Annotated in this window: 22 protein-coding genes and 3 tRNA genes; 11 read left to right on the top strand and 14 right to left on the bottom strand. The window is 63.7% G+C overall.

Annotated features, from left to right (window positions below; genetic code table 11):
* Window positions 1-26: 26 nt before the first annotated feature.
* Window positions 27-1,553 carry a solute symporter family protein gene (locus tag ACQUSY_RS00465; RefSeq protein ID WP_428902563.1) on the bottom strand — a complete coding sequence of 509 codons (1,527 nt, stop codon included), beginning with the start codon at window positions 1,551-1,553 and terminating at the stop codon, window positions 27-29.
* Window positions 1,504-1,809 (bottom strand): DUF485 domain-containing protein, encoded by a 306-nt coding sequence (locus ACQUSY_RS00460; protein WP_428902562.1) that lies wholly within the window; start codon window positions 1,807-1,809, stop codon window positions 1,504-1,506. The genes ACQUSY_RS00465 and ACQUSY_RS00460 overlap by 50 nt, the downstream gene beginning before the upstream one ends.
* Before the next feature lie 133 nt (window positions 1,810-1,942).
* On the opposite strand from ACQUSY_RS00460, the gene ACQUSY_RS00455 reads away from it, so the two are divergent.
* The gene (locus ACQUSY_RS00455) at window positions 1,943-2,809 is read left to right on the top strand and encodes a LuxR C-terminal-related transcriptional regulator (RefSeq protein WP_428902561.1); all 867 of its coding nucleotides are present in this window, start codon (window positions 1,943-1,945) and stop codon (window positions 2,807-2,809) included.
* A gap of 7 nt (window positions 2,810-2,816) precedes the next feature.
* On the opposite strand, the gene ACQUSY_RS00450 is transcribed toward ACQUSY_RS00455, so the two are convergent.
* From ACQUSY_RS00450 to ACQUSY_RS00435, 4 genes are all read right to left on the bottom strand, one after another.
* Window positions 2,817-4,535, bottom strand: a complete 1,719-nt coding sequence (locus tag ACQUSY_RS00450) for a bifunctional 3'-5' exonuclease/DNA polymerase (RefSeq protein WP_428902732.1) — start codon at window positions 4,533-4,535, stop codon at window positions 2,817-2,819.
* On the bottom strand, window positions 4,532-5,248 hold the full coding sequence (locus ACQUSY_RS00445) for a zinc ribbon domain-containing protein (RefSeq protein ID WP_428902560.1): 717 nt from the start codon (window positions 5,246-5,248) through the stop codon (window positions 4,532-4,534). The genes ACQUSY_RS00450 and ACQUSY_RS00445 overlap by 4 nt, the downstream gene beginning before the upstream one ends.
* A gap of 73 nt (window positions 5,249-5,321) precedes the next feature.
* Window positions 5,322-6,149: a hypothetical protein gene (locus ACQUSY_RS00440; RefSeq protein ID WP_428902559.1), complete on the bottom strand. Its 828-nt coding sequence runs from the start codon at window positions 6,147-6,149 to the stop codon at window positions 5,322-5,324.
* 115 nt (window positions 6,150-6,264) lie between these two features.
* On the bottom strand, window positions 6,265-6,882 hold the full coding sequence (locus tag ACQUSY_RS00435) for a SatD family protein (RefSeq protein ID WP_428902558.1): 618 nt from the start codon (window positions 6,880-6,882) through the stop codon (window positions 6,265-6,267).
* Between the two features lie 121 nt (window positions 6,883-7,003).
* Here ACQUSY_RS00435 and ACQUSY_RS00430 point away from each other — a divergent pair, with 121 nt between their 5' ends.
* Window positions 7,004-8,182, top strand: a complete 1,179-nt coding sequence (locus ACQUSY_RS00430; RefSeq protein WP_428902557.1) for an aminotransferase class I/II-fold pyridoxal phosphate-dependent enzyme — start codon at window positions 7,004-7,006, stop codon at window positions 8,180-8,182.
* A gap of 37 nt (window positions 8,183-8,219) precedes the next feature.
* Window positions 8,220-8,402: a hypothetical protein gene (locus ACQUSY_RS00425; protein WP_428902556.1), complete on the top strand. Its 183-nt coding sequence runs from the start codon at window positions 8,220-8,222 to the stop codon at window positions 8,400-8,402.
* 292 nt (window positions 8,403-8,694) lie between these two features.
* On the opposite strand, the gene ACQUSY_RS00420 is transcribed toward ACQUSY_RS00425, so the two are convergent.
* A tRNA-Val gene (locus ACQUSY_RS00420) sits at window positions 8,695-8,770 on the bottom strand.
* A gap of 290 nt (window positions 8,771-9,060) precedes the next feature.
* On the opposite strand from ACQUSY_RS00420, the gene aceE reads away from it, so the two are divergent.
* The 6 genes from aceE to ACQUSY_RS00390 all read left to right on the top strand — a co-directional run bounded on the left by aceE (window position 9,061) and on the right by ACQUSY_RS00390 (window position 16,610).
* The gene (gene aceE / locus ACQUSY_RS00415) at window positions 9,061-11,787 is read left to right on the top strand and encodes a pyruvate dehydrogenase (acetyl-transferring), homodimeric type (RefSeq protein ID WP_428902555.1); all 2,727 of its coding nucleotides are present in this window, start codon (window positions 9,061-9,063) and stop codon (window positions 11,785-11,787) included.
* Window positions 11,788-11,789: 2 nt separating this feature from the next.
* A complete protein-coding gene (locus tag ACQUSY_RS00410) occupies window positions 11,790-13,010 on the top strand; it encodes a PucR family transcriptional regulator (RefSeq protein WP_428902554.1) in 1,221 nt (406 codons plus the stop codon).
* Between the two features lie 85 nt (window positions 13,011-13,095).
* Window positions 13,096-14,016, top strand: coding sequence for an ACP S-malonyltransferase (locus tag ACQUSY_RS00405; RefSeq protein WP_428902553.1), 921 nt, complete (start codon window positions 13,096-13,098; stop codon window positions 14,014-14,016).
* Window positions 14,013-15,014: a beta-ketoacyl-ACP synthase III gene (locus ACQUSY_RS00400; protein WP_428902552.1), complete on the top strand. Its 1,002-nt coding sequence runs from the start codon at window positions 14,013-14,015 to the stop codon at window positions 15,012-15,014. The genes ACQUSY_RS00405 and ACQUSY_RS00400 overlap by 4 nt, the downstream gene beginning before the upstream one ends.
* A gap of 47 nt (window positions 15,015-15,061) precedes the next feature.
* Entirely contained in the window at window positions 15,062-15,310 is a 249-nt protein-coding gene (locus ACQUSY_RS00395; protein WP_147825969.1) for an acyl carrier protein, read from the top strand.
* A gap of 64 nt (window positions 15,311-15,374) precedes the next feature.
* Window positions 15,375-16,610, top strand: coding sequence for a beta-ketoacyl-[acyl-carrier-protein] synthase family protein (locus ACQUSY_RS00390; RefSeq protein WP_428902551.1), 1,236 nt, complete (start codon window positions 15,375-15,377; stop codon window positions 16,608-16,610).
* A 154-nt stretch (window positions 16,611-16,764) separates the two neighbouring features.
* Here ACQUSY_RS00390 and ACQUSY_RS00385 read toward each other — a convergent pair whose 3' ends face one another.
* The 3 genes from ACQUSY_RS00385 to ACQUSY_RS00375 all read right to left on the bottom strand — a co-directional run bounded on the left by ACQUSY_RS00385 (window position 16,765) and on the right by ACQUSY_RS00375 (window position 18,633).
* The gene (locus ACQUSY_RS00385; RefSeq protein ID WP_428902550.1) at window positions 16,765-17,268 is read right to left on the bottom strand and encodes a DUF3145 domain-containing protein; all 504 of its coding nucleotides are present in this window, start codon (window positions 17,266-17,268) and stop codon (window positions 16,765-16,767) included.
* A 187-nt stretch (window positions 17,269-17,455) separates the two neighbouring features.
* Window positions 17,456-17,533, bottom strand: a tRNA-Ile gene (locus tag ACQUSY_RS00380).
* 35 nt (window positions 17,534-17,568) lie between these two features.
* Entirely contained in the window at window positions 17,569-18,633 is a 1,065-nt protein-coding gene (locus tag ACQUSY_RS00375) for a DMT family transporter (RefSeq protein WP_428902731.1), read from the bottom strand.
* Between the two features lie 47 nt (window positions 18,634-18,680).
* Between ACQUSY_RS00375 and def the strand changes: the two genes are divergently transcribed.
* Complete coding sequence (gene def / locus ACQUSY_RS00370; RefSeq protein ID WP_428902549.1) at window positions 18,681-19,247, top strand: peptide deformylase; 567 nt, start codon at window positions 18,681-18,683, stop codon at window positions 19,245-19,247.
* Window positions 19,248-19,357: 110 nt separating this feature from the next.
* Entirely contained in the window at window positions 19,358-19,882 is a 525-nt protein-coding gene (locus tag ACQUSY_RS00365) for a septum formation family protein (protein ID WP_428902548.1), read from the top strand.
* A gap of 110 nt (window positions 19,883-19,992) precedes the next feature.
* Here the strand turns inward: ACQUSY_RS00365 and ACQUSY_RS00360 are convergent.
* The 4 genes from ACQUSY_RS00360 to ACQUSY_RS00345 form a co-directional block, all read right to left on the bottom strand.
* Window positions 19,993-20,065 (bottom strand) — tRNA-Asn (locus ACQUSY_RS00360).
* A gap of 126 nt (window positions 20,066-20,191) precedes the next feature.
* The gene (locus ACQUSY_RS00355; protein ID WP_428902547.1) at window positions 20,192-21,013 is read right to left on the bottom strand and encodes an ATP-binding cassette domain-containing protein; all 822 of its coding nucleotides are present in this window, start codon (window positions 21,011-21,013) and stop codon (window positions 20,192-20,194) included.
* Between the two features lie 32 nt (window positions 21,014-21,045).
* The gene (gene dnaG, locus ACQUSY_RS00350) at window positions 21,046-22,959 is read right to left on the bottom strand and encodes a DNA primase (protein ID WP_428902546.1); all 1,914 of its coding nucleotides are present in this window, start codon (window positions 22,957-22,959) and stop codon (window positions 21,046-21,048) included.
* On the bottom strand, window positions 22,959-24,278 hold the full coding sequence (locus tag ACQUSY_RS00345; RefSeq protein ID WP_428902545.1) for a deoxyguanosinetriphosphate triphosphohydrolase: 1,320 nt from the start codon (window positions 24,276-24,278) through the stop codon (window positions 22,959-22,961). Before ACQUSY_RS00345 ends, dnaG begins: the two co-directional genes overlap by 1 nt.
* Window positions 24,279-24,281 lie beyond the last annotated feature (3 nt).

Here is a 24,281-nt window from a genome sequence, read left to right as displayed (position 1 = left end):
CGTCCGCGGCCCCGTAGTTCCGCTCTTTAGTGTTCGACGGCCTTCTCGGCGCCGTAACCGGTGAGCGAGCGCACTTCCATCTCAGCCGCAAGCTTGCGGTCTTCGACGCGCTGGCTGACGACCGATCCGAGCCAACCGAGGAAGAAGCCGACGGGGATCGAGACGATACCCGGGTTCTTCAGCGGCCAGATGGCGAAGTCGACGTCCTTGAAGACGCTGTCGGGCGAGCCCGAGAACACCGGCGACAGCACGATCAGGATGAGTGCTGCGGCGAGACCGCCGTACATGCTCCAGACAGCGCCCTGGGTGGTGAACTTCTTCCAGAACAGCGAGTAGAGGATCGTCGGCAGGTTAGCCGAGGCTGCGACCGCGAAGGCCAGTGCCACGAGGAACGCAACGTTCTGACCCTGCACACCGATACCACCGAGCACGGCGAGAATACCGATCACGACAACGGTGCGACGAGCGACCTTGACTTCGCCCTCCGACGAGTCCTGGCCCTTCTTGATCACGTTCGAGTAGATGTCGTGTGCGAACGATGCAGCGGCAGTGATCGTGAGACCTGCAACCACAGCGAGGATCGTTGCGAAGGCGACGGCCGAAATGAAGCCGAGCAACAGCGGTCCGCCGAGCGCGTTAGCCAGCAGCGGTGCTGCCGAGTTCACGCCACCGGGTGCGTTCTTGATGACATCCGGGCCGACGAGCGCTGCAGCGCCGTAGCCGAGAACGAGCGTCAGCAGGTAGAACAGGCCGATGAGCACGATGGCCCACACCACACTGCGACGTGCTTCCTTCGCGGTCGGAACCGTGTAGAAGCGCATCAGCACGTGCGGGAGGCCAGCCGTACCGAGCACCAAAGCAAGACCGAGCGAGATGAAGTCAAGAGGGTTGGAACCATACTGAATACCCGGGGCAAGCACGGCCTCCGGAGGCGTCGCGGTGGCGTGCTTCACAGCGTTGCCGAGCAGCGTGTCGAGGCTGAAACCGTTGATCGCCAGAACCCATACCGCCATCACGATCGCACCACCGATGAGGAGGAAGGCCTTGACGATCTGAACCCAGGTCGTGCCCTTCATGCCACCGATGAGTACGTACACGATCATCAGAACACCAACGACGGCGATAACGATCGACTGGCCGATAGCTTCCTTGATACCGAGAAGCAGCGACACGAGCGCGCCAGCGCCGGCCATCTGTGCCAGCAGGTAGAAGAGGCAGACGGCAAGCGTCGTGATGGCAGCGGCCATACGAACCGGGCCCTGCTTCAGACGGAACGACAGCACGTCGGCCATCGTGAACTTACCCGTGTTGCGCATCAGCTCTGCGACCAGCAGCAGGGCGACAAGCCACGCCACCAGGAAGCCAATCGAGTACAAGAACCCGTCGTAGCCGTTGATCGCGATGGCACCAACAATGCCGAGGAACGATGCCGCCGACAGGTAGTCACCGGCGATAGCGAAGCCGTTCTGCGGGCCCGTGAAGGAACGCCCGGCGGCGTAGTAGTCAGCCGCCGACTTGTTGTTGCGGCTGGCGCGAATTCGCGTACCAGACATACCAACCCGTGATCGCGAACGTCGTCACGAACTGCAAGAGCCCAAGGATGAGTCCGACGTTGATGTGCCCGAATACGGGCGTTGCCATGAAGTCATGGGCGTACGCACCAAGCAGAACGTATGCGAAATACCAAACCAAGAAGAAGATCGCGAGCGGAAAAACAAAGCTGCGATGCGACTTTCGAAGAGTTGCGAACCTCTCCGATTCCTGAATTTCGACATAGTCGATTTCAGTCGTTGGTGGTGAATCGGTCATGGGGCCTCCTTGCCCGGCTCCGGTTAAAGCGGCATCTTTGCCGCCCGCCCGCGTAACCGTTGGGTGGTTAGCGCGTAGGATGTCAACCTAGAGAAAAGCCACTTCTCGTGTCACCCCCCGAAAGTTGGTATCAATGCCGATCGCTGACAATTCGCCTAGTGACGATGATGCTGTCGCCAAGGCCGTCAGAAGCCTCGCGGCACGCACGAACTTTCCCGTAGCATTCGGTGGACTCATCGCCGACGGCGAGGTGCAGGTCAAGCACATTTTTGGCGCACGAACTATGTTTCTTGAAGATTTGCGGGTCATGCCGCAGCGCGGTTTGGGTGGCCAAGCGGTCGCTGAACAGCGCCCGCGAATGACGAGCGATTACCGTTCCAACCCGCGTATCACACATGACTACGACCGCCAAGTTTTGGGCGAGGGAATTGCGACTTTGTTGGCTGTTCCTGTTGTCGTGAACGGCGAGGCCCGCGGCGTACTTTATGGCGGTGCGTGGGACGCCGCGAGCATGACCGGCGTCATCGCCGCACCGGCATTTCAGGTTGCTGAAGAACTTGCCACCGAGATTCGCATTCGCGACGAGGTGCGCCGCCGGTTGGCGCGCACGCCGTCCAGTGCGCCGACCGGAACCATGTCACCGGCACAACGAGAAGAGTTGCGTGAGAGCTACGCCGAGCTACGCTCGTTGAGCGCGGCCGTGACGGATCAGACGCTGCGGGCACGGCTCGAAGGTCTCGAGCGCCGCCTGGCTGGCCTCTCAGGCCTCGCACCGGAGGGTGCTGCTGTTGCGGTCGCCACCGACATTCACCTCTCGTCGCGAGAAACCGACGTGCTTGCCTGCGCCGCACTCGGATCGACGACGGCAGAGATCGCAGCGCAGCTCGGGTTGAAGCAGGGCACCGTCAAGGCATACCTCGGCACGGCGATGGCGAAGCTCGACTCGTCAACGCGCCACGCGGCCGTCACGAAGGCGCGCCTGCTGGGGCTCCTCCCCTAACGCTCGGCTACTTTCCGGCGTTTTCCGCGATTTTTAGATCGAGCGGAAAGTCGAGCGGAAAGGTTCCGAACAGGAGCGTCGCGGCGCGCGCTGCGGCCTGTCTCACGACGTCGGCGGCGGCATCGGCGAGGTCGCCGGGAACGTGCAGAATGACTTCGTCGTGCAGGAAGAATGCCAGGTGCGGAACCGCCTGGAACGCCGCACCTGATGGTTCCGTTTTCTGCCCGGTTGTTTCGGGAAGTGCGGCAAGACCGCGGCGAATTTCAGCGAGCCACGCGAGCGCCCATTCGGCAGCTGTGCCCTGCACGATGAAGTTGCGGGTGAATCGACCTCGGTCGCGTGCTGAGCGGCGCGCGCGTTGCTCTGAGCTCGAATCAGCGTCGGCGTCGGTGGCCGCGCGTTGCACGGCGGTCCATTCGTCGCTCGCGGGTGGTGACGAGCGGCCGAGGAGCGTTGACACGATGCCGCCGTCTTCGCCGGTCTGTGCAGCGTCGTCGACCATGGCCATCGCTTGTGGGAAAGCGCGACGGAGGCGTGGCACGAGGCGGCCCGCTTCGCCGGTCGTGGAACCATACATCGCGCCAAGCACGGCAATTTTCGCTTCTTGGCGGGTGGCGACGATGCCGCGATCGACAAGACCCGAGTACAGGTCTTGGCCGCGTGCGGCATCGGCCATCGCGAGGTCTCCGCTCATCGCGGCGAGCACACGGGGTTCGAGCTGCGCGACGTCAGCGACGATGAGACGCCAGCCCGGTGCCGCACGCACCGCGGCGCGAAGTGCGCGGGGAATTTGGAGGGCACCGCCGCCGGAAGACGCCCAGCGGCCGGTAACGACACCGCCGGGCACATAGACCGGACGGAAACGACCGTCGCGGACCCATTCGGAAAGCCAGGCCCACGCGTTGGCAGAGTAGAGGCGCGAAAGCTTCTTGTATTCGAGTAGCGGCTCGATCGCGGGGTGGGTTTGTTCTTCCAGCTCCCATTTGCTGGTCGACTCGACCATGATGCCAGCGCGGTGGAGCGCCCGGAGGAGTTTGGGTTGGCTGTCGAGGCTCACGGTGGGGTCGCCGAGCAGCTGCCGTACTTCGTCGGCGCGCTGCACCATGATCGACGGGGTGCCGCCACCGGGAGGCCGCACCCCCAGCGTTTCGGCCAGCATCTGTTCGTGGGCCAGCACGTCCCACGGCAGCCCCGCACTGCGCATCTCGGCGGCGATGAGGGCTCCGGTGGATTCCGCGACTGTCAATAGGCGCAATCGCCCGTCTGCGGCGTCGAGAATGGCACGTTGACGATCGAATTCGGCACGTACGTCTGCGGGGTCGCCGGGCACGTGCCGCGGACCCTGCACTCCAAAATCAAACAGCGCCTCGATGGGCCGCTCTGATGGTTCCGCCGCCGGTGCGACTTCCCACGCGGTGGCGTGACGGAGTGACTCACCACCCGCGACAAAGGCAGAGTCGCGCAGAATGGCGTGACACAGCCGCAGGTCGTGGGCGCGTGCAACGCGGACCCCGGCGTTCAGGAGCGTTGGGTAGACCAGCGCAGTGTCATTGAAGACCCAGCGCGGGCTGTTGGGGTGCTCGTGCTGCTGAACCCACGCGGGCCAATCGGCAACGGCAATCTGCTGGGTGCGTTCGGTACCGTCGGCGCTGATGAGCGTGGCGACGTAGTTAACGCCGTTTCGGGCGTTGAGAATCCAAGCGGGGTCGGTGGCCGACAGGCTCAGAGCCCCGACTCCTCCGTGCGCACGAGGATCGCGCCACAGCTCGGGCAGTTCGCGATCTCGTGAACCGAGACAACGCGGACTTCCTGCAGGTCAGTGGCGTTGAGCACCATGTTGCACGCACCGCACGTGTTACGGGTCAGCAGGCCAGCGCCGACGCGGTCGTACTGTTTAGCGAGGGCCTCGGGAATACGGCCGATGACCGAGACGCGGTCGCGGGCCAGCTCTTCGAGTTCGGTCGTGGTCTTGGAGATCAGTTCGCGTGCTTCGGCGGTGAGGCGTGCACCCTCTTCGTTCGTGACGTCGATGATGGCCTTCTGCTCGTTGACGGCCGTCTCGGCTTCTTCGAGGCGCTCCATGATGACGAGTTCGGCATCTTCGAGGTCGCTCAGGCGCTTCGTCAGCGCGGTAATCTCGTGCTCGAATGCGACGGCCTGCTTCGGGTCGGATGCCGTTGCGAGGCGCTCCTGGTCGCGCTGGCGGCGGGCTTGAGCAACCTTGACGTCGCTTTCGAGGCGGCTGAGTTCGAGCGCGACATCATCGCGCACACCCAGGCGTTGCGAGAGCTCTGAACTCTGGCCCTGCTTCTGCGCGGTGAGCTCGGCGATGCGAGCGGCCTGCGGCGGGTTCTTGCGGCTCGCTTCGGCCACGAGAATGCGGCGGTCGAGGTCAACAAGGTCAAGCAGGATGCGCTGGTCAGCTGGGGTCGCGTTCACCCTTCCAACTTACGGCAGAAAGCCGGAATCTCGGGAGTGTTCCGGAACAATGGTTCCGTTCTCTGCCGCCGTGTTAGGCCGCAACCGTGGCCGCACCGATGATGAGGGCGATGCCGCAGCCTGCGAGCGACCAGCTCAACAGGCTGCCGACCAGAAATTCTTCGGCCTTGGAACCAATGCCGCGGTCAGCATTAATCTCCGGAAAACGCACGATGCCCTTACCCGCCATGAGTGCCGCGATGATGCCGACAGCGCCTGCGAGACCGAGGGCGACGATGGCCCAGCGCTCGAGCGGGCCGATCCACCGACCGCCGCGCATCGTGGAGATCACGCGAGGCGCGGCAGGCTCGGGTGGCACGACCTGCACGCGCGCCCATCTCCAGCGGCCGGCGATGATCCACGAGCCCACGGGTGCGGGTATCTCCGTCGGCGGCATGGGTGCATGAGTGTCGGCTCGTCGCGCAAGGGTCAGCGTGGCGCGAACCACGACGTTGGCGCTGTGCGCGAGGAACGCGGCGACGGCAACGGCCATGGTCGCGACCGTCGGCGAGACGACCGCCCCCGTTGCCTCCCACGCGTCGGCCCACGACGGCTGCACGAGCGTCGCGAGAGACGGAACCAGCAGGAGCGCTGCGAGCTTTGCCGCCAGCAGGAGACCAATGGGGACGACGAGGCGCGACGACCACCGGCTGGCGAGCGTCAGCGCCCAGAGCGCGGCTACGACAATCAGCCCCAGCGCGACCCACCAGGGTGCGGAGAACACGGCGATGAGAACGATGGGCCACCCCGCGAGTGCGACGACGGCAGTGACGATAGCGATCGGGCGTTGCCGTGCCGACAACCACACGAGCATCGTGAGGTCGGCAATCGCAATCGTCAAAAGCAGTAGGGCGGCAGTCATTGGTGTCCTCCACGCCCCACCGTAGGCGGTTGCCCCGACATTGACTTGCGATTTGCTTATGTTTTCGAATTATTAGCAAATCGCTTATGTTCGGCGAGCGCGGCCGCCGTCGGCGTCACGCTTCTCGGTTGAGCCAGAGCTCGTAGCTTTGCGCCACAACTGCCGCACCCGAACGCTTCGCTGCTTGCGAAACCGCGGCCTGGGTGATGCCCTCGCTGTCGGCAATCTCCTGCTGAGTGCTACCGCCAATCAATTTCAGGGCGATGCGCATTTCACGGGGCCGCATCGCCGAGATGAGGTGATCGCGCAGCAGCAGACTGACGTTCGCTTGCACGCCCCCTTCCCCGACAACCCACGTTCTGGTTCCGCTTCGCGCACCGCGCTTCTCTGCCTCGTCAATCGCATTGCGGGCACGCCACCAGGCGTCGCCATCGAGCACGGGGCCGGTGGCGCCGGGGCCCACTTCGCGCGATTCACCAACACCAATACCGAACCGCACGTCGACGCCATCGGCGAGAGCCAGGCGCACGAGTCCGGTGGCCGCGCAGGCATCGTCGAGAGTGCGGTAGATCACTTGAAACTCGTCGGCAAACGTCGGCCATGCTGGGCGCACGGGCGCAATGAGACCGTCGGCCTGCGCAAACGCCTCGGCGATGGTGCGCTGCGCAGCCATGCGGTCGTCGAGATTGCGCGAACCGACCACGTCAAGAATCACTGCAGCAACACTACTCATGACATAAGCGTATCACTTATAACAACAAAGTATAAGTGAATCGCTAATGATCGAGCGTGGCCGTGAGTGTCGGAATCACTAGGTACCGTAGATATACGCCCGCATTCAAGGAGTATGCCCCGTGAAACTCGCCCAGCGCGCGGCCACCGCCGAGCCTTTCCACGCTCTCGCTTTTGGGCAGCGCGCCGCCGACCTTGAGGCCGCGGGTCACCACGTTGTGAAGCTCTCGATTGGCGAGCCTGATTTCGGCGCCCCGCCCGCGGTGCATGCGGCCATGCGCGAGGTCATGGATGGGCGCGCCCTCCCCTACACGCCAGCGCTCGGCCTCCCCCTGCTACGAGAAACGATCGCCGAGTACTACCGATCGAAGCATGGCGTCGCTGTTGACCCGGCACGGATCGCGATCACCGCCGGCGCCTCCGGGGCGCTTCTGTTGGCAACCGCCGCGACCACCGATCCCGGCGACGAAGTCATCATCGCTGACCCGTCATACCCGTGCAATCGCGAACTTGTGCGCACCTTCGGCGGAACCATCGTCTCGCTACCCACGTCAGCCGATACCCGCTACCAGTTGGACGCCGCGAGTGTTGCGGCGGCGTGGACCGATCGCACCGTCGCCGTCATGGTCGCGAGCCCGTCGAACCCAACCGGCACGTCGGTCACGACCGCCGAACTCGACGCCGTCTGCACCCTCGCGCGTGAACGCGGCGCGTGGCGCATCATCGATGAGATTTACCTCGACCTCGCTGATCCGGCGGCCGACGGCACCCCGGCGCGCACGGCGCTCGCGATCGACCCCGATGCGATCGTGATCGGTAGCTTCTCGAAGTACTTTGGCATGACCGGCTGGCGCTTGGGCTGGATGGTGCTGCCGGAACCGCTGGTTGAGCCGGTTGAGAAGCTTGCGATGAACTACTTTTTGTGCGCATCGACACCCGTGCAACACGCTGCGGTCGCGGCGTTCTCTCCCGAGTCGATCGCAGTCTGTGAAGCGCGGCGTGAAGAACTGCACGAACGGCGCACGCTGGTACTTGAGGGTCTCGCGGCACTGGATCTCGTGGTTCCGGTCTCCCCCGACGGCGCCTTCTATATCTACTTCGACGTCAGCAGCACCGGGCTCGACGCGTGGACCTTCTGTGAACGCGTGCTCAACGAAGCGCACGTCGCGCTGACTCCCGGCCGCGACTTCGCTCAGGGCACCGCAAACAGTCACGTGCGCTTGTCGTACGCAGCCTCGCGCGACGAGCTCGCGGAGGGATTGCGCCGACTAGGCGGATTCTTGGCCTCGGTTAAGGGGTAGCAGCGGCCGCAGGTTCGCCCTATGCCACGATGTTGGCATGGACCCGTTCTCACAGTTTCAGCTCGCGATGTTCGCCATCTGGCTCGGCTTGTTCATTCTCGGCCTCCTCATCGCGTATGGCGTGATCTACTTCGCCGTACGCAACGCCCTGCGCTCGCACGCGCGGTGGGAATACGCCGGCGGCGTTGCCGGCGAAGACCGCCGCGCGATCGAGCGCTAACCCCGTTGGGCTGCCAGCACACCGCCACGAACAACCGTTACGCACGATCCGGTGTGACTGGTGTGACCAGAGGGGCTGATGTGGCACATAGTGCGTGCCTACCGATCTCAACCGTGCATAACGGTCGTTGAGCAGAACCACGGAGTGCGGAACCACGGGGCAGAACTATGGGGCGGAGCTATGGGGTGCGGAACCATGGGGTGCGGAACCATGGGGTGCGGAACCATGGGGTGCGGAACCACGGGGTGCGGGAACGCGAAAACCCCCGAGAAATTCTCGGGGGTTTTGCTTGTGGTGGGCCCTACCGGGATCGAACCGATGACATCCACGGTGTAAACGTGGCGCTCTACCAGCTGAGCTAAAGGCCCTGGTGTCATTCCATCCTAGCGGGTGAAATCGCGTGCTCTGCACCATCGGCAACGCAAAACCTCGCAACAAACCCGCACGATGGTTCCATTACGGCGTCACAAATCCCCCATGATCAGCCAAACACGCCCGTGCGACGAATTAAGACAATAAAACCGATGTCCGATCCTGGCCGTACACGCCATTTATGAGTAGGCTGTGGACTACGCGTGTTGTGTGGTGCCGACAAAGCCCCCCGCGCGTCGAACCGATGCCCTTGGCATGATCTGCCAGAACGACGAAAGGTCGCCCGGTGACTGTTCACGACCAGGATCCGTACTCCCAAGAACCCCTCGACAGCGATCCTGAGGAGACGGGTGAGTGGCAAGAGTCCCTCAACCAGCTCGTCGACGCTAAGGGTCCGCAGCGTGGTCGCGAGATCATGCTCAGCCTGCTGTCGAAGTCGCGAGAACTGCACCTTGGTGTGCCCATGGTTCCGACGACCGACTACATCAACACGATCGCATCGGAGAACGAACCTGAGTTCCCCGGTGAAGAAGAAGTTGAGCGCCGCTACCGCGCCTGGACCCGCTGGAACGCTGCGCTGACGGTGCACCGCGCACAGCGCCCGGGCATCGGTGTTGGTGGCCACATCTCCACCTATGCATCGAGCGCGTCGCTGTACGAAGTTGGTTTCAACCACTTCTTCCGTGGCCAAGACCACCCGTCGGGTGGCGACCAGATCTTCATTCAGGGTCACGCCTCCCCCGGTATCTACGCCCGCTCGTTCCTCGAGGGTCGTCTCTCAGAGGCGCAGCTCGACGGGTTCCGTCAGGAGAAGTCGGCCGCCCCCAACGCGCTGCCGTCGTACCCGCACCCGCGTCTGATGCCGGACTACTGGCAGTTCCCGACCGTGTCGATGGGTCTCGGCCCGATCAACGCGATCTACCAGGCCATGACGAACAAGTACCTCACGAACCGCGGCATCAAGGACGCCAGCGACTCGCACGTGTGGGCCTTCCTCGGCGATGGCGAAATGGACGAGGTCGAATCGCGCGGTCAGCTTCAGGTTGCTGCCAACGAAGGTCTCGACAACCTCACGTTCGTCGTTAACTGCAACCTGCAGCGCCTCGATGGCCCGGTGCGCGGTAACGGCAAGATCATCCAGGAGCTCGAGAGCTTCTTCCGCGGTGCCGGTTGGAACGTCATCAAGGTCGTCTGGGGCCGCGAGTGGGACTCGCTGCTCGACGTCGACACCGACGGCGCGCTGCTCAACCTCATGAACGTCACCCCCGACGGTGACTACCAGACCTACAAGGCAGAGTCGGGCGCCTTCGTGCGCGAGCACTTTTTCGGTCGCGACGAGCGCACCGCCGCCATGGTCAAGGACTACACCGACGACCAGATCTGGGGCCTCAAGCGCGGTGGCCACGACTACCGCAAGGTCTACGCCGCCTACAAGGCTGCAATGGCTCACAAGGGTCAGCCGACGGTCATCCTTGCGAAGACGGTTAAGGGCTACGGTCTCGGTTCGCACTTCGAGGGCCGCAACGCGACCCACCAGATGAAGAAGATGACGCTGGAAGACCTCAAGGGCTTCCGCGACGAACTGCACATCCCGATTACCGATGCGCAGCTCGAAGAGAACCCGTACCAGCCGCCGTACTACAACCCCGGTACCGGTGACGAGACGATCCAGTACATGCTCGAGCGCCGCAAGGCTCTCGGCGGCTTCCTGCCCGAGCGTCGCACGACGCACGTGGGCCTGAACCTGCCGGGCGACGACATGTACAAGCAGGTCAAGAAGGGCTCGGGCACGCAAGAAGTTGCCACCACGATGGCCTTTGCGCGTCTGCTCAAGGATCTGCTGCGCGACAAGGAAATCGGCAAGCGCATCGTTCCGGTCATCCCGGACGAGGCCCGTACCTTCGGTATGGACGCCTACTTCCCCACCGCCAAGATCTATAACCCGCACGGCCAGAACTACACGTCGGTCGACCGCGAACTGCTCCTTGCTTACAAGGAGAGCCCGCAGGGTCAGATCGTTCACGTGGGTATCAACGAGGCTGGCGCCGTTGCGGCGTTCACCGGACTCGGAACCTCGTACTCGACGCACGGCGAGCCACTGATTCCGGTTTACGTCTTCTACTCGATGTTCGGCTTCCAGCGCACCGGTGACGCGCAGTGGGCTGCCGGTGACCAGATGGCACGCGGTTTCGTGATGGGTGCGACCGCCGGTCGCACGACGCTGACCGGTGAGGGTCTGCAGCACGCTGACGGCCACTCGCACCTGCTCGCATCGACGAACCCGGCAACGGTTTCGTACGACCCGGCATACGGCTACGAGCTCGCGCACATCGTTCAGGCTGGTCTTGACCAGATGTACGGTGGCAACCACCCGAACCCTGACGTGATGTACTACATCACCCTTTACAACGAGCCGATCGTTCAGCCCGCTGAGCCGGAGAACGTCGACGTCGAGGGCATCGTCAAGGGCATCCACAAGGTCTCAACCGGTGAGGGTGAGGGCCCGCGCGCTCAGATTCTCGCATCCGGCGTTGGCCTGGGCTGGGCTTACGAAGCTCAGCAGCTACTGAAGGACGACTGGGGTGTTGTGGCTGACATTTGGTCGGTCACGAGCTGGAACGAGCTGCGCAAGGACGGCCTCGCCGCCGACGAGCACAACTTCCTCCACCCCGACGAAGAGCCGCGCACCGCGTACATCACCGAGAAGCTCCGCGGTGCCGAAGGTCCCGTCACGGCTGTCAGCGACTACATGCACGCCGTGCAAGACCAGATTCGCCAGTGGGTTCCGAACCGCTTCGCATCGCTCGGTGCTGACGGCTTCGGCTTCTCCGACACGCGCGCTGCGGCTCGTCGCTTCTTCAAGATCGACGGCCCCTCGATCGTGGTTCGCACGCTCCTCTCTCTCGCCGAAGACGGCGTCGTTGACCGTTCGCTCGCGAAGCAGGCAATCGACAAGTACGACCTGCTGAACGTGAACGCCGGAACCAGCGGCAACGCAGGCGGCGAGAGCTAAGCATGGCATCGACTACGGGAGGGGCTGCGCCCCAAAGCAAGGCAGAAACCCTGGCCTGGTTGCGCAAGATTTCTGGCGACCTGGCAACAGCAACACTGACGCGCTTGGAGGAGTCCCTCCCGTGGTACGCCGAAATGCCGCCGGCCCGCCGGTCGGCGGTTGGCCTGGTCGCCCAGGCTGGCATCACTTCATTCATCCAGTGGTTCGACGATCCCACGTCGACACCCTGGATTGCAGCTGACATCTTCGCTGCCGCTCCTCGTGAGCTGTTGCGCAGCGTCAGCCTGCAACAGACCCTGCAGCTCATTCGCGTCACCGTTTCGGTGACCGAAGAGCGCGTCGCCGGCCGCAGCGAAAGCCTGCGCCAGGCAATCCTCGAATACTCCCGCGACGTCGCGTTCGCCTCGGCCGACGTGTACGCTCGCGCAGCCGAGGCTCGCGGCCTGTGGGACGCCCGCCTCGAAGCCCTCGTCGTTGACTCGATCCTCACGGGCGAAGCCGACGAAGAACTTCCCAGCCGTATTGCCGCACTCGGATGGCACGGTCACGGTGAAGTCTGCGTGCTCGTCGGAACCACGCCGCAGCAGTTTGACGTAGACCAGTTTCGCCGCGCGGCTCGCAAGCTCGGCATCGACGTTCTCATCGGTGTGCAGGGTTCGCGTCTCGTGCTCGTCATCGGCCGCGCCGTCACCTCCACGCGCAGCGAAGACACCCCAGACATCCCCTTCATTGAAATCGCCGGCCATCTCGAGCCGCACTTCGGCCCCGGGTACCTCGTTCTCGGCCCGACCGTTGCCACGCTCGTCGACGCGAGCCAGAGTGCGCGCGCGGCCCTCGCCGGCTTTGCCGTTGCCCGCGGCTGGCGTCACGCCCCGCGACCGGTCGAGGCCGATGACCTTCTGCCCGAACGCGCCCTCGCCGGAGACCCGTTCGCCAAGCAAACCCTCATCGACCGCATCTACCGTCCTTTGCAGGCGCACTCGGCCGATTTGGTGACCACGCTGTGGAGCTACCTCGACAACGGGCGGTCTCTTGAAGCCACCGCGCGCGAGCTGTTCGTGCACCCCAACACGGTGCGCTATCGCCTCAAGCGCGTCAGCGAAGTGATCGGGTGGGACGCCACGGGCCCCCGCGAAGCCCTCATTTTGCAGATGGCCCTGATTCTTGGTTCCATCGGCACCACTGAGTTGCTGCGTCGTCGTCCGACACGCCGAACACCGTAATTCCTGTCGAGTAGGCACAAAGCTTTTCGGCATTTATGTGTGGGAACCCCCAGCACAGACCCGATGAGATTGGCAAGATAGACAAGTGATCGTTGTTGCATGCCCCGGCCAGGGGTCTCAAACTCCCGGTTTTCTGTCGCCTTGGCTCGAGCTCGACGGAGCCCGCGCGCGGCTCGAAGCGTACTCGGACGCCGCGAAGGTTGACCTGATCACTCACGGCACCGTTTCTGACGCCGACACGATTCGTGACACGCAGATCGCTCAGCCCCTCATCGTCGCAGCATCGCTGCTGACGTGGCACGCACTCGGCGAGGCGGCTGGCCGCGCTGGTGGCGTTGCTGGTCACTCGGTCGGCGAGCTAGCCGCCATCGCCGCAACCGGTGTCGTGAGCGACGAGACCGCGATGTACCTCGTCGGCGAGCGTGGCCGTGCCATGGCACAGGCAGCGACCGAAGCCGCAACCGGCATGAGCGCCGTCGTCGGCGGCGTCGAGGCAGACGTTCTCGCCGCGATCGCCGAGCACGGCCTGCAGCCCGCGAACTTCAACGGCGGCGGCCAGATCGTTGCCGCCGGCGCCCTCGATGCTCTCGCGCAGCTCGCTGAAAACTCGCCGCGTGGTGTGCGCGTCATTCCGCTCCAGGTCGCTGGCGCTTTCCACACGCGTTACATGGGCTCGGCTGTCGAGGCACTGCGCGGCGCTGTCGCAACCGTAGCCGGTGCCCAGGCTCCCGCAACGAGCCTCTGGACCAATAGCGATGGTTCCGTCGTCGCAGATGGCCAGCGCGCTCTTGATCTTCTCGTCGGCCAGGTATCGTCGCCCGTGCGTTGGGACCTATGCATGCAGTCCTTCGCCGATAACGGCATCACCGGACTCGTCGAGCTCAGCCCGGCTGGTGCGCTCGTCGGCCTCGCCAAGCGCGGCCTCAAGGGCACGCCCACGGTCGCCGTGAAGACCCCAGAAGATCTCGAAGCAGCGGTTGCGCTGCTGAATGGAGTGGCCGCATGACTGTGACCTTGAACCAGGCCAAGGGCCCCGAATTCACTCGAATCTACGCATATGGCGCGGCCCGTGGCGAGGTCGCTGTTCCCAACGACGACCTGATCGGCCCGATCGACTCGAGCGACGAGTGGATCCGCCAGCGCACTGGCATCATCACGCGCACGCGCGCTGTTGCCACGACGTCGGCACTCGACCTCGCATCGGAGGCCGCTCGTGAAGCTGTCGAAAAGAGCGGCGTCAACCCCGCTGACATTGACTTAGTGATCGTCGGAACCATCAGCAACGTGCAGCAGACGCCGTCGATGGCTGCTGTGGTTGCGGATCGCATCGGCGCCAACCCGGCCGCTGCGTATGACAGCAACGCTGCGTGCGCGGGCTTCGCCTATGCCGTAGCGCAGGCCGATGCCCTCATCCGTGCTGGTGCGGCGAAGTACGCCGTCGTCATTGGCGCTGAAAAGCTCAGCGACATCGTTGACCCGACCGATCGCTCGATCTCGTTCCTGCTGGGCGACGGAGCGGGTGCTGCCGTTGTCGGCCCGAGCGACTTCCCCGGCATCTCCCCCACCGTGTGGGGCTCCGACGGTTCGAAGGCTGACGCCGTGGGCATGAACCACACGCTCGTTGAGTACCGCGACGGCGAAGCCGAGTGGCCGACGCTGCGCCAGGAGGGCCAGACGGTCTTCCGCTGGGCAGTGTGGGAAATGGCCAAGGTCGCCGAGAAGGCGCTCGAAGTCGCCGGCATCGACGCGAAAGACCTCGCGGCATTCATCCCCCATCAGGCCAACATGCGCATCATCGACGAGTTCGCCAAGCAGCTGAAGCTGCCGGAGACCGTCGCGATCGCACGCGACATCGAGACCACAGGCAACACGTCGGCAGCTTCGGTGCCGCTTGCCGCACACCGTCTGCTCGAAGAGCACCCGGAACTCAGCGGTGGCCTCGCCCTGCAGATCGGCTTCGGCGCTGGTCTCGTTTTCGGCGCGCAGGTCGTTGTCCTGCCGTAGGGGACCCCTAGACTTTTCACAGCCAACCTAATCAGAGGAGAAACACCATGGCATTCACGAACGACGAGGTCCTTGAGGGCCTGACCGAGCTCATCATCGACGAGACCGGCATCGACGGTAGCGAGGTCGCTCTTGAGAAGTCATTCACCGACGACCTCGACATCGACTCGATCTCGATGATGACGATCGTTGTCAACGCAGAAGAGAAGTTCGGCGTCAAGATTCCGGACGACGAGGTCAAGAACCTCAAGACGGTTGCTGACGCAGTCAACTACATCGCCTCCAACCAGGAGTAAGGCGTTGCTGGCGTGCCACGCAACCTGCCGGGGCACGCCAGCTTATGACCACAGAGGAGTATCAATGACCAAGCGCATTGTCGTCACGGGCATCGGTGCAACGTCGGGTATCGGCGGCACAGCAGGTGACAACTGGAGCAACCTGCTCGCAGGTGTCTCCGGCGCGCGCACCATGGAGCACGACTGGGTCGAGCAGTACGAGTTGCCTGTCAACTTTGCAGCTGAGGCCGTCGTTCGCCCCGAAGAAGTTCTTGCCCGCCACGAAGCAAAGCGCTTGGATCCGTCCAGCCAGTTTGCTCTTGTCGCTGCACGTGAAGCCTGGGCTGACGCTGGCGCCCCCGAAGTCGAGTCCGAGCGACTCGGCGTCGACTGGGCCACCGGCATCGGCGGCATCTGGACCCTCCTCGACGCGTGGGACACCCTGCGCGAAAAAGGACCGCGCCGCGTTATGCCGCTCACGGTTCCGATGCTGATGGCCAACGCCCCTGCCGGCAATCTGTCGCTGCAGTTTGAGGCTCGCGCCTACGCATCCACCGCGGTTTCGGCTTGTGCCTCAAGTAATGAGTCGATCCTCAACGCTTACAACCACCTGCAGGCGGGTCTCGCTGACATCGTTATCGCCGGTGGTAGCGAATCGGCTATTCACCCGATCACGATGGCTTCGTTTGCTGCCGCTCAGGCGCTGTCGAAGCGCAACGACGACCCGGCAACGGCATCGCGCCCGACCGCGGTTTCGCGTGACGGATTCGTCATGGGAGAGGGCGCTGCCGCACTCATCCTCGAGACCGAAGAGCACGCCAAGGCTCGTGGCGCGAAGATCTACGCCTACCTCGTCGGCGGCGCGCTAACGGCAGACTCGTACCACATCACGGGCAACGACCCGGAGGGCAAGGGCGCCGCCCGCGCCGTTCGTCAGACGCTCGAAATTGCTGGCGCGTCGGCTGACGATGTCACGCACATCAACGCTCACGCGACGTCGACCCCGGTGGGAGACCCCAACGAGTTCGTCGCACTGCAGACCGTCTTCGGTGACCGCATTCGCGAGATTCCGGTGGCTGCGACCAAGGCTGCCACCGGTCACCTTCTCGGTGGCACCGGTGCGCTCGAGGCCGTGTTCACCGTACTGGCGCTCAAGAACCGCACGGTTCCGCCGACGATCAACGTCGACGAACAAGACCCCGAGGTTCCGTTCTTGATCACACCGAAGCCCGCAGAGTTGGGCGCTGGCGACCAGCTCGCGATCAGCAACTCGTTCGGATTCGGCGGCCACAACGCCGTCATCGCATTCCGTAGCGCGTAACGCACACATTGTTAGAGGGCTCCCGGTATTCCGGGAGCCCTCTTTGTACGTAGGGAGCGGATTCACTTTCTCGCCCTCCGGGAATAATCACCGATGGTCGGTACTTGCGCCTACCGCTCCACACCCATCCCGCGCCACGCGGACGCGGAATCCCCTATCCAACTTTGTGTAGCCACACCACCGGCACGCCATCACTGGCGTGACGGAATGGTTCCAGCTCTTCATCCCATGCGCTTCCCAGCGCAAGCTCCAGTTCGCGTTGCATTTCAAACGCGTCGCCGTCGGCAATCTCCATCGCGTAACGCACGCGGTCTTCACCAATCACGACGTTGCCGGCAGTGTCGACCTGACCGTAGTGAATGCCGAGGCCCGGCGTGTGCATCCAGCGACCACCGTCGCTGCGGGGCGTGGGGTCTTCGCTCACTTCATAGCGGAGGTGTTCCCACCCGCGGATAGCCGTCGTGAGTGCGGCGCCCGTGCCAGCGGGTCCCTCCCAGTAGAACTCGGTGCGGCGGGCACCGGTCAGCACCGGCTGGTCAGTCCATTCAAAGTTCACGGCGCGACCAAGAACGCCGCCTACCGCCCACTCCAGGTGGGGGCACAACGCGCGTGGCGCAGAGTGAATGTAAATCACCCCGCGCGCCTGTGGTGTCGCCATGATCTCTCCGTTTCTTCAGGTGCGTCTTCCCCAACGACCTGCACGGATACCCGGCAACATCTTTTTGATTGTTCCCTTGCATTATCACAAACCCACCTCCGAATCACAACCATGTGATTCCGAGAGTCCCGCTTGACCTAAAAGCGAAACGGTGCCCGAATCAGAAAGGCTTGATCAGACACCGATTTGGTAGGGCGGGTGGGACTTGAACCCACGAATCGTCGGGTTATGAGCCCGCTGCCTTAACCAGCTTGGCCACCGCCCCCTGTTAGATGAGCCTATCGCAGGCTCATCGGTATTCTATGCTCGGTCACGCGGCACTTCGGGGTCAGAAGGAGGAGTCTCAAGCGGGCCGCCCGCGAAGGGCACATCCCCTTCGGCGCGTGGCCGCCGCGTAGCACCCCCGCGCGGGATTCCGAGTTCTTGACTCTCGCTGACGACCTGCGGGTGATAACGCGCGAGCTCAATGACACCCCAAATCGCGATGGCACCGGCAATCGCGAAGCCGACGTACGCCCACGACGGCGCGCCCGCTGCTTCACCCAGCACGAGCAGACCGATCAGCACGGCAACGATGGGGTCGATGACCGTGAGTCCCGCGATAACCAGGTCGGGCGGGCCAGAGGCGTGCGCGGTCTGCACGAAGTAGCCACCCACAGCAGTACCGGCGACCAGCGCGATCACACACACGAGCGTGAGCCATTCAAAGTCGCCCGCCTGGATGCGCTTGATGACAACCTTTGCGAGCGTGGCTACGAAACCATAGATGATGCCGGCGCACAAAATGTAGAACAGTGGGCCCATCTTGCGACGGAGCCCAAGCCACAGCCCACCCAGCACGATGATGACGACCATCAAGATGCTCAGCACGATCGAGAGTTGGTAGTCCGAAACGTCTTTATCTTCCGCGAAAAGAGCGGCAATGAGCACGAAGAGGAAGACGCCGCCAACACACGCTGAAATCGCGACGACCGACCGTCTTGTCGGATTGTGCCCCGAAATACGCGCGTTCAGCAGCGTTGTCATGACGAGCGCGATGGCACCGAGCGGCTGCACCACGATGAGCGGCGCCTGCGCGAGTGCAGCCAACTGGCAGACAATCGCGAGGCCCAGCATCAAGGTTCCGATTACCCAGCTGGGGCGCACCAGCAAATGCTTCAGGTGATTGCCGCTGAGTCCTTTGCCACCATCGCGCCCGAGTTCGAGCGCAACCTTCTGCACGCCGCGGTGCTGGTACTGGGTTCCGAGCGACAAAAATGCCGCACCGGCGATGGCAAGCGGGATACCGAGGAGCAGACCGGGGTTCTGAAAGACGCCCACGAGCGTCTCCCCCACATCTCCGACGTTCTCGATCTCGGCAAGTATCACATCACGAGCATACGGGGCTCCGGTGCCCAGACTAGGCTTGACGCGTGGCTATTCGACCAATTTGCATTATGGGTGACCCCGTCCTTCACGCGACAGCTTCTCCTGTCGGGGAGATCACCGCTGAGATTCGCACGCTTGTCGCCGACATGTACGAGACGATGGACGCGGCTCCCGGCGTCGGCTTAGCCGCGCCGCAAGTGGGCGTGGGGCTGCGCATTTTCACGTACTCATACGAAGACGACGAGGGACAGCCGTGGCGCGGCGAGATCATCAACCCCGAGTTGTTTATGACGCCGACGGAACCAGGACACCCGGATGAAGACGAAGAGTCGGAGGGCTGCTTGTCGGTTCCTGGTGAGCGCTTCCCGCTCCGCCGCTCCGATCACGTGCGGGTTTCTGGCATTGACCTCGAGGGCAACGAGGTTCTCATCGAGGTAACCGGCTGGCGTGCGCGCATCATGCAGCACGAGTTTGATCACCTCAACGGCGTGATCTACGTCGACCGTCTGCACGACTCCGACTGGAAGACCGTGCAGAAGATCGCGAAGAAGCGTGGCTGGGGCAGGCCCGGTTTGTCGTGGACACCTGGTGTCGACGGATTCGAGAGTTAAGCCAAATCGGCTAGAGTACACGAGGAACAACGTTCACTCTCGCAGGCCCGTTGCTCCCGAGCTTCGTTACCCGAAGCACAACAATGTTTCTTATGGGGAGAATCACACACATGACTAACAGCACTATTGCGCGCCGTTCGCTTGCTGCCGGTGCAGCGCTTGCCCTCGCACTGAGCCTCGGCGGTTGCTCTGCAGTTCAGAACATCTTCGGCGGCGGCAGTGACGTCCCGCGCGACGACGATGGCCAGGTCACCGAGCAGGGAACGGGCTCGGCGTACGATCTCGAAGTTGGCGACTGCCTGAACTTCCCCGCCGCTGACGAGTTCAGCGACGTTGAGCTGGTTCCGTGCGGCGACGCACACGACTCCGAGGTCATTCTGAACTTCGAGTCGGCGCTTGCTGAGTTCAATGAAGAAGAGATGTACGCCGAGGCTGACGAGCAGTGCGCTACGGAGTTCCAGTCGTACGTTGGCCTCGACTGGGAGACGTCGATTTTCGACTACACCTACTTCACGCCGCTTGAGGCTGGTTGGGAAGACGGCGACCGCGTCATCACGTGCGTTGCTTACCAGGCTGACGCAACCGACGGTTCGCTCGTGCAGACCACCGGTTCGGTTCAGGGTCGCGCTGAATAACTTTCACCGTTGAAAAGCGGCTCTCGTCATCGACGAGGGCCGCTTTTTGGTCGCCCCGTCTCGTCGACACAAACAAATAACCCCCGGAGAATATCTCCGGGGGTTTCTTGCTCCCCCATTTGGACTCGAACCAAAAACCTGCCGATTAACAGTCGGCTGCTCTGCCAATTGAGCTATGAGGGATCAGCCCCGATGCGGGGCAACCACACCAGCATAGCAAAGAAGATCGGCGCATCAGAACACGGCCCGACTTCCGGGCGCGTCGCGCGAATGCCTCCGAATCAACCCGCCGCACACACGGAGAAACCGCTAGTGACGCCGCTCGCGACGCTGCCGACGCGTGCGCGGCTTTTCCGCCGGTTCCGCCAGAAAAGCCGCCGCGATCGGCCCGGTGGGCGTCGGTCGCGGCACCGCGGTGAAGTCACCATCGGCGACAACATGGCCAGCACGCAGCGCAATTGCCGAGGCGTTAAGCTCGCGTGTCAGATTCACGTCGTTCGTGACGATGAGGCTCGCCATATTGCGCTCACGCTGGCGACGACGGATGGCCTCGTAAATCACCGGCCGCATTTCGACATCGAGATTCGCCATCGGATCATCAGCGACGAGCAACGTCGGTTCGAGTACGACGGCGTGCGCGAACGCAACGCGCTGCAGCATGCCGGCACTCAGTTCGTACGGAAACTTGTCTGCCGCACCGAGCGGGAGATGCACTTCGTCAAGCAGCGCGGCAACGCGCTGTCGCAACGCGGCAGCATTGTGCTTGCGCGAACGCGACGTGATCGGCGACGCAATGATCTCCCCCACCGTGAATTGGGCCGGGAGAAGCGCGCCTGCGCCCTGCGGCAGGTAACCGGTGCGCACGAGCCACTCACGACGCAGGCGTCCCGGGCGCTTGCCGGGGATGCCACCGACCGTGAGGTCGCCACCCACAATCTCTACTCCAGAGGCCGCTTGCCCCGCCACGAGCGACGCGAGGGTGCTCTTGCCTGCGCCCGCAGGCCCAGCAACAACGAGCGTCTCTCCCGGCTCCATCGTGAACGTCACGCCATCAACGATTCGCAACTGCTTGGTTCCGATACTGAGATCAACGGCGCGAACCGCGGCGGAGTCATGTCGTCGGCGTGCCATCATCCCATCCTGGCTTAGGCGAGCGGTGAGGTCTACTCGCCACGCAGACTGCGAATGCGAACGTCGAGGTCGCGCAGTTGCACCCGCAGCGCACGCCCCTCTTCCGAGTCCGGCGCAATACGTTGCACCGCACCGAGAAGCTCGTTCTTGCGCGCAATCATGGCGCGCTCCACTTTCGACAGCGCAAGATCTTGAGCCGCGACAACAGCGGCTTGCTCGTCTTTCGCTGGGAACTCCGCGGCCAGCAACTCCCCCGCGATAAGCCGGAACGGCTCGCGCACGCCACCGATAGCCGTCAACGCCCAGCCCGGCTTCGTCCGCTCCGGGTGTGCCAGAATCGCCGCCCGCACCGCGTCAAACGCCGGGTGGCTAAACGGGGCTTCGAGCGCTTGCGCCATCAGATCCTGATCAAGCAGGTGCCCGTACTGCAAAAACGCCATCAGCGTGTTGCGGTCACGGTAGACGTCGGGCGTGCGGGGCAGCGTCGCGAGCGTCACCGCGACGGCGGGAGCATGTTCAGGGTCGGAATCATAGGGTGCGGAACCATGGGATGCCGAGCTGCCAGCGTACGGGTCGTGAGCTGCTTGCGGGGCGCGGCGCTCGTCCGATCGCTTCTCCGCTGGCGCACGACGCACAGCGGCATCCACCTCACGGTGCACGTCGGTCGGGTCCATGCCCAGGCGTCGTGCAAGAACGCGCTCGTATTCGGGGCGCAACAGCGCGTCGCGGATGTCAGCCAGCACAGGGGCTGCGGCGCGCAACGCGCCGACGCGCCCTTCGACGGTGGCGAGGTCGTAGCTTGCGAGGCGCTGGTCGATGACGAACTCGAACATCGGCACCTTCGACGTCATGAGCGACAGCACGGCTTGATCGCCCCGCTGCAAACGGAGGTCACACGGGTCAAGGCCGTCGGGTGCAACGGCAACGTAGGTTTGCGCGTTGAAGCGCTTTTCCTCGGCGAAGGCACGAAGCGCAGCCTTCTGGCCTGCGGCGTCGGGGTCAAATGTGAAGACAACCTCGCCGTGGCTGGACTCATCACCCATGACGCGACGCAGCACGTTGATGTGATCAACGCCGAACGCCGTGCCACACGTCGCAACGGCCGTCGTGATGCCGGCGACGTGGCACGCCATGACGTCGGTGTACCCCTCGACCACGACGACCCGCTTGGGGTCGCCGCGTGAAATATCGCGCTTCGCGAGGTCAAGCCCGTACAGCACTTGCGCCTTCTTGTAGATCGGCGTCTCGGGCGTATTGAGGTACTTCGGCCCCTTGTCATCTTCGTAAAGCTTGCGGGCGCCGAAACCGATGGTCTGCCCAGTAACGTCGCGAATCGGCCAGATGAGACGTCCGCGGAACCGATCGTACACACCGCGGTTACCCTGCGACACAAGACCAGCCGCCAGCAACTCTTCGCGCGTGAAGCCCTTGCGGGTGAGCGCATTCGTCATGTTGTCCCACCCGCGCGGCGCGTAGCCCACGCCAAAGTGGTTCGCGTGCGCGGCGTCAAAGCCACGCTCGCCCAAGAACGCACGGGCGGTCTCGGCCTCGGGTGAGCCAATTTCGGTGCGGAAGTACTCTGCCGCTGCCGCATTGGCCGCATACAGACGAGCGCGCCCGCTCGTCTCGGGTGCCGAGCCGCCGTCTTCGTAGTGCAACGGATAGCCGAGGCGCCCGGCGAGGCGCTCAACGGCCTCGGTGAAGGTGACGTGGTCCATCTCACGCAAGAACGTATAGACGTCGCCAGACTCGCCACAGCCAAAGCAGTGATAGTAGCCAACCTGCGGGCGCACGTGGAAGCTCGGCGACTTCTCATCGTGAAAAGGGCAGAGCCCCTTCATCGACCCCACACCGGCATTGCGCAGTGCGACACGTTCGCCGATGATTTCTTCGATACGGGTGCGGGCCTTCACCTCATCGACGTCGGCCTGCAAAATGCGGGGCATCAGTACGACCTGGTGAACGGACGAGCTCCGGGCGACCAAATGCCGACGTCAGCGGCGTCAATGTCGCCGACAAAGCGGCGGTGCCAAGCGAGAGCGGTGGCATCGGTCAGGCTGGCGACCTGGTCGACGATGACGCGCTTGCGGGCCACATCGTCGCGTGCCGCGCGGAAATCAGCGGAGAACACTGGGTCCAGCGCGTGGCCGCCCTCGTCCCACAATGCCGAAGCGAGGCGCTTAAGCACCTTGCGCTGCTCCTTGTAGATCGACTTGCGGCCCTCGATCGATACGACCGAAGCACCGATGATGCCCTTGAGAACAGCAACTTCGGTTTCGACGTCGCGCGGAACTACGACATGCGCTTGGTATCGAGTCATGGATTCGACGGGGTACGACTCGCGGGTTGCCACGGTCGCGGCACGCGCGAAGCGGCCAATGAGCTCGCTCGTGAGGTTCTTGAGGCGGGCCAGGTCGTGACGCGAGGCATCGAAGCTCTTCAGCCACGGCGGGATGCGCGTGAGGCGGTACAGCGCCTCGTCGAGCTCGTCACGTGAGTAGTCAAAGCCCACCCACGCTTGAATGCCAGAAACGAGCGCTTCGTGCTCTGCTGGGTCTGACAATCGAGCGGGGCTCAAGTAGCCGTTGACGATGGCGTCTTCGAAGTCGTGCACCGAATACGCAATGTCATCGGAGAGATCCATGACCTCGGCTTCAATGCAGCGCACGCGTTCGGGCGCACCAGCACGCATCCACTCAAATACCGGCTCGTCGTCGGGATAAACGCCAAACTTTAGGCGCCCACCCGGGTCGGGCACGGGCGCGTCCAGCGTCCACGGATACTTGCACGACGCGTCGATACTGGCACGCGTGAGGTTCAGACCGAACGGGTCGCCATTCTCATCCAGCACCTTTGGTTCCAGCCGCACCAAAATGCGCAGGGTCTGTGCGTTGCCTTCAAAGCCACCGATGTCGCGAGCCCACGAGTTGAGCGCGCGCTCACCATTGTGGCCGAACGGCGGGTGGCCGAGGTCATGCGTGAGGCACGCGGTGTCGACCAGGTCGGGGTTGAGCCTCAGGCTCGTCGCCAGTTCGCGGCCGACCTGCGACACCTCGAGCGAGTGCGTCAGGCGGTTGCGCGCAAAGTCAGCGGGAGACGCCGGCGACAGCACCTGCGTCTTCGCTGCGAGGCGACGCCACGCGGCGGAGTGCAACACGCGAGCGCGGTCGCGTGCGAAGTTGTCGCGTTCGGAGCGGTGCAGCTCGGGGTGAAAACGCTCGACATCATGCGCATCGTAACCGTCCGCGATACGCCCTGATCCCACGCC

It is taken from the genome of Microbacterium daqui (genome assembly GCF_050408675.1).
Taxonomy (GTDB): Bacteria; Actinomycetota; Actinomycetes; order Actinomycetales; family Microbacteriaceae; genus Microbacterium.
The sequence above is the reverse complement of the archived record's forward strand: the minus strand, read 5'-3'. Positions and strand labels throughout refer to the sequence as shown.

Bases quoted from the DNA above. Each gene is read 5' to 3' on its own strand.
- ACQUSY_RS00465 (WP_428902563.1), bottom strand. From the start codon at position 1,553: ATGTCTGGTACGCGAATTCGCGCCAGCCGCAACAACAAGTCGGCGGCT.
- ACQUSY_RS00460 (WP_428902562.1), bottom strand. From the start codon at position 1,809: ATGACCGATTCACCACCAACGACTGAAATCGACTATGTCGAAATTCAG.
- ACQUSY_RS00455 (WP_428902561.1), top strand. From the start codon at position 1,943: ATGCCGATCGCTGACAATTCGCCTAGTGACGATGATGCTGTCGCCAAG.
- ACQUSY_RS00440 (WP_428902559.1), bottom strand. From the start codon at position 6,149: ATGACTGCCGCCCTACTGCTTTTGACGATTGCGATTGCCGACCTCACG.
- ACQUSY_RS00435 (WP_428902558.1), bottom strand. From the start codon at position 6,882: ATGAGTAGTGTTGCTGCAGTGATTCTTGACGTGGTCGGTTCGCGCAAT.
- ACQUSY_RS00425 (WP_428902556.1), top strand. From the start codon at position 8,220: ATGGACCCGTTCTCACAGTTTCAGCTCGCGATGTTCGCCATCTGGCTC.
- ACQUSY_RS00410 (WP_428902554.1), top strand. From the start codon at position 11,790: ATGGCATCGACTACGGGAGGGGCTGCGCCCCAAAGCAAGGCAGAAACC.
- ACQUSY_RS00400 (WP_428902552.1), top strand. From the start codon at position 14,013: ATGACTGTGACCTTGAACCAGGCCAAGGGCCCCGAATTCACTCGAATC.
- ACQUSY_RS00395 (WP_147825969.1), top strand. From the start codon at position 15,062: ATGGCATTCACGAACGACGAGGTCCTTGAGGGCCTGACCGAGCTCATC.
- ACQUSY_RS00390 (WP_428902551.1), top strand. From the start codon at position 15,375: ATGACCAAGCGCATTGTCGTCACGGGCATCGGTGCAACGTCGGGTATC.
- ACQUSY_RS00385 (WP_428902550.1), bottom strand. From the start codon at position 17,268: ATGGCGACACCACAGGCGCGCGGGGTGATTTACATTCACTCTGCGCCA.
- ACQUSY_RS00365 (WP_428902548.1), top strand. From the start codon at position 19,358: ATGACTAACAGCACTATTGCGCGCCGTTCGCTTGCTGCCGGTGCAGCG.
- ACQUSY_RS00355 (WP_428902547.1), bottom strand. From the start codon at position 21,013: ATGGCACGCCGACGACATGACTCCGCCGCGGTTCGCGCCGTTGATCTC.
- dnaG (WP_428902546.1), bottom strand. From the start codon at position 22,959: ATGCCCCGCATTTTGCAGGCCGACGTCGATGAGGTGAAGGCCCGCACC.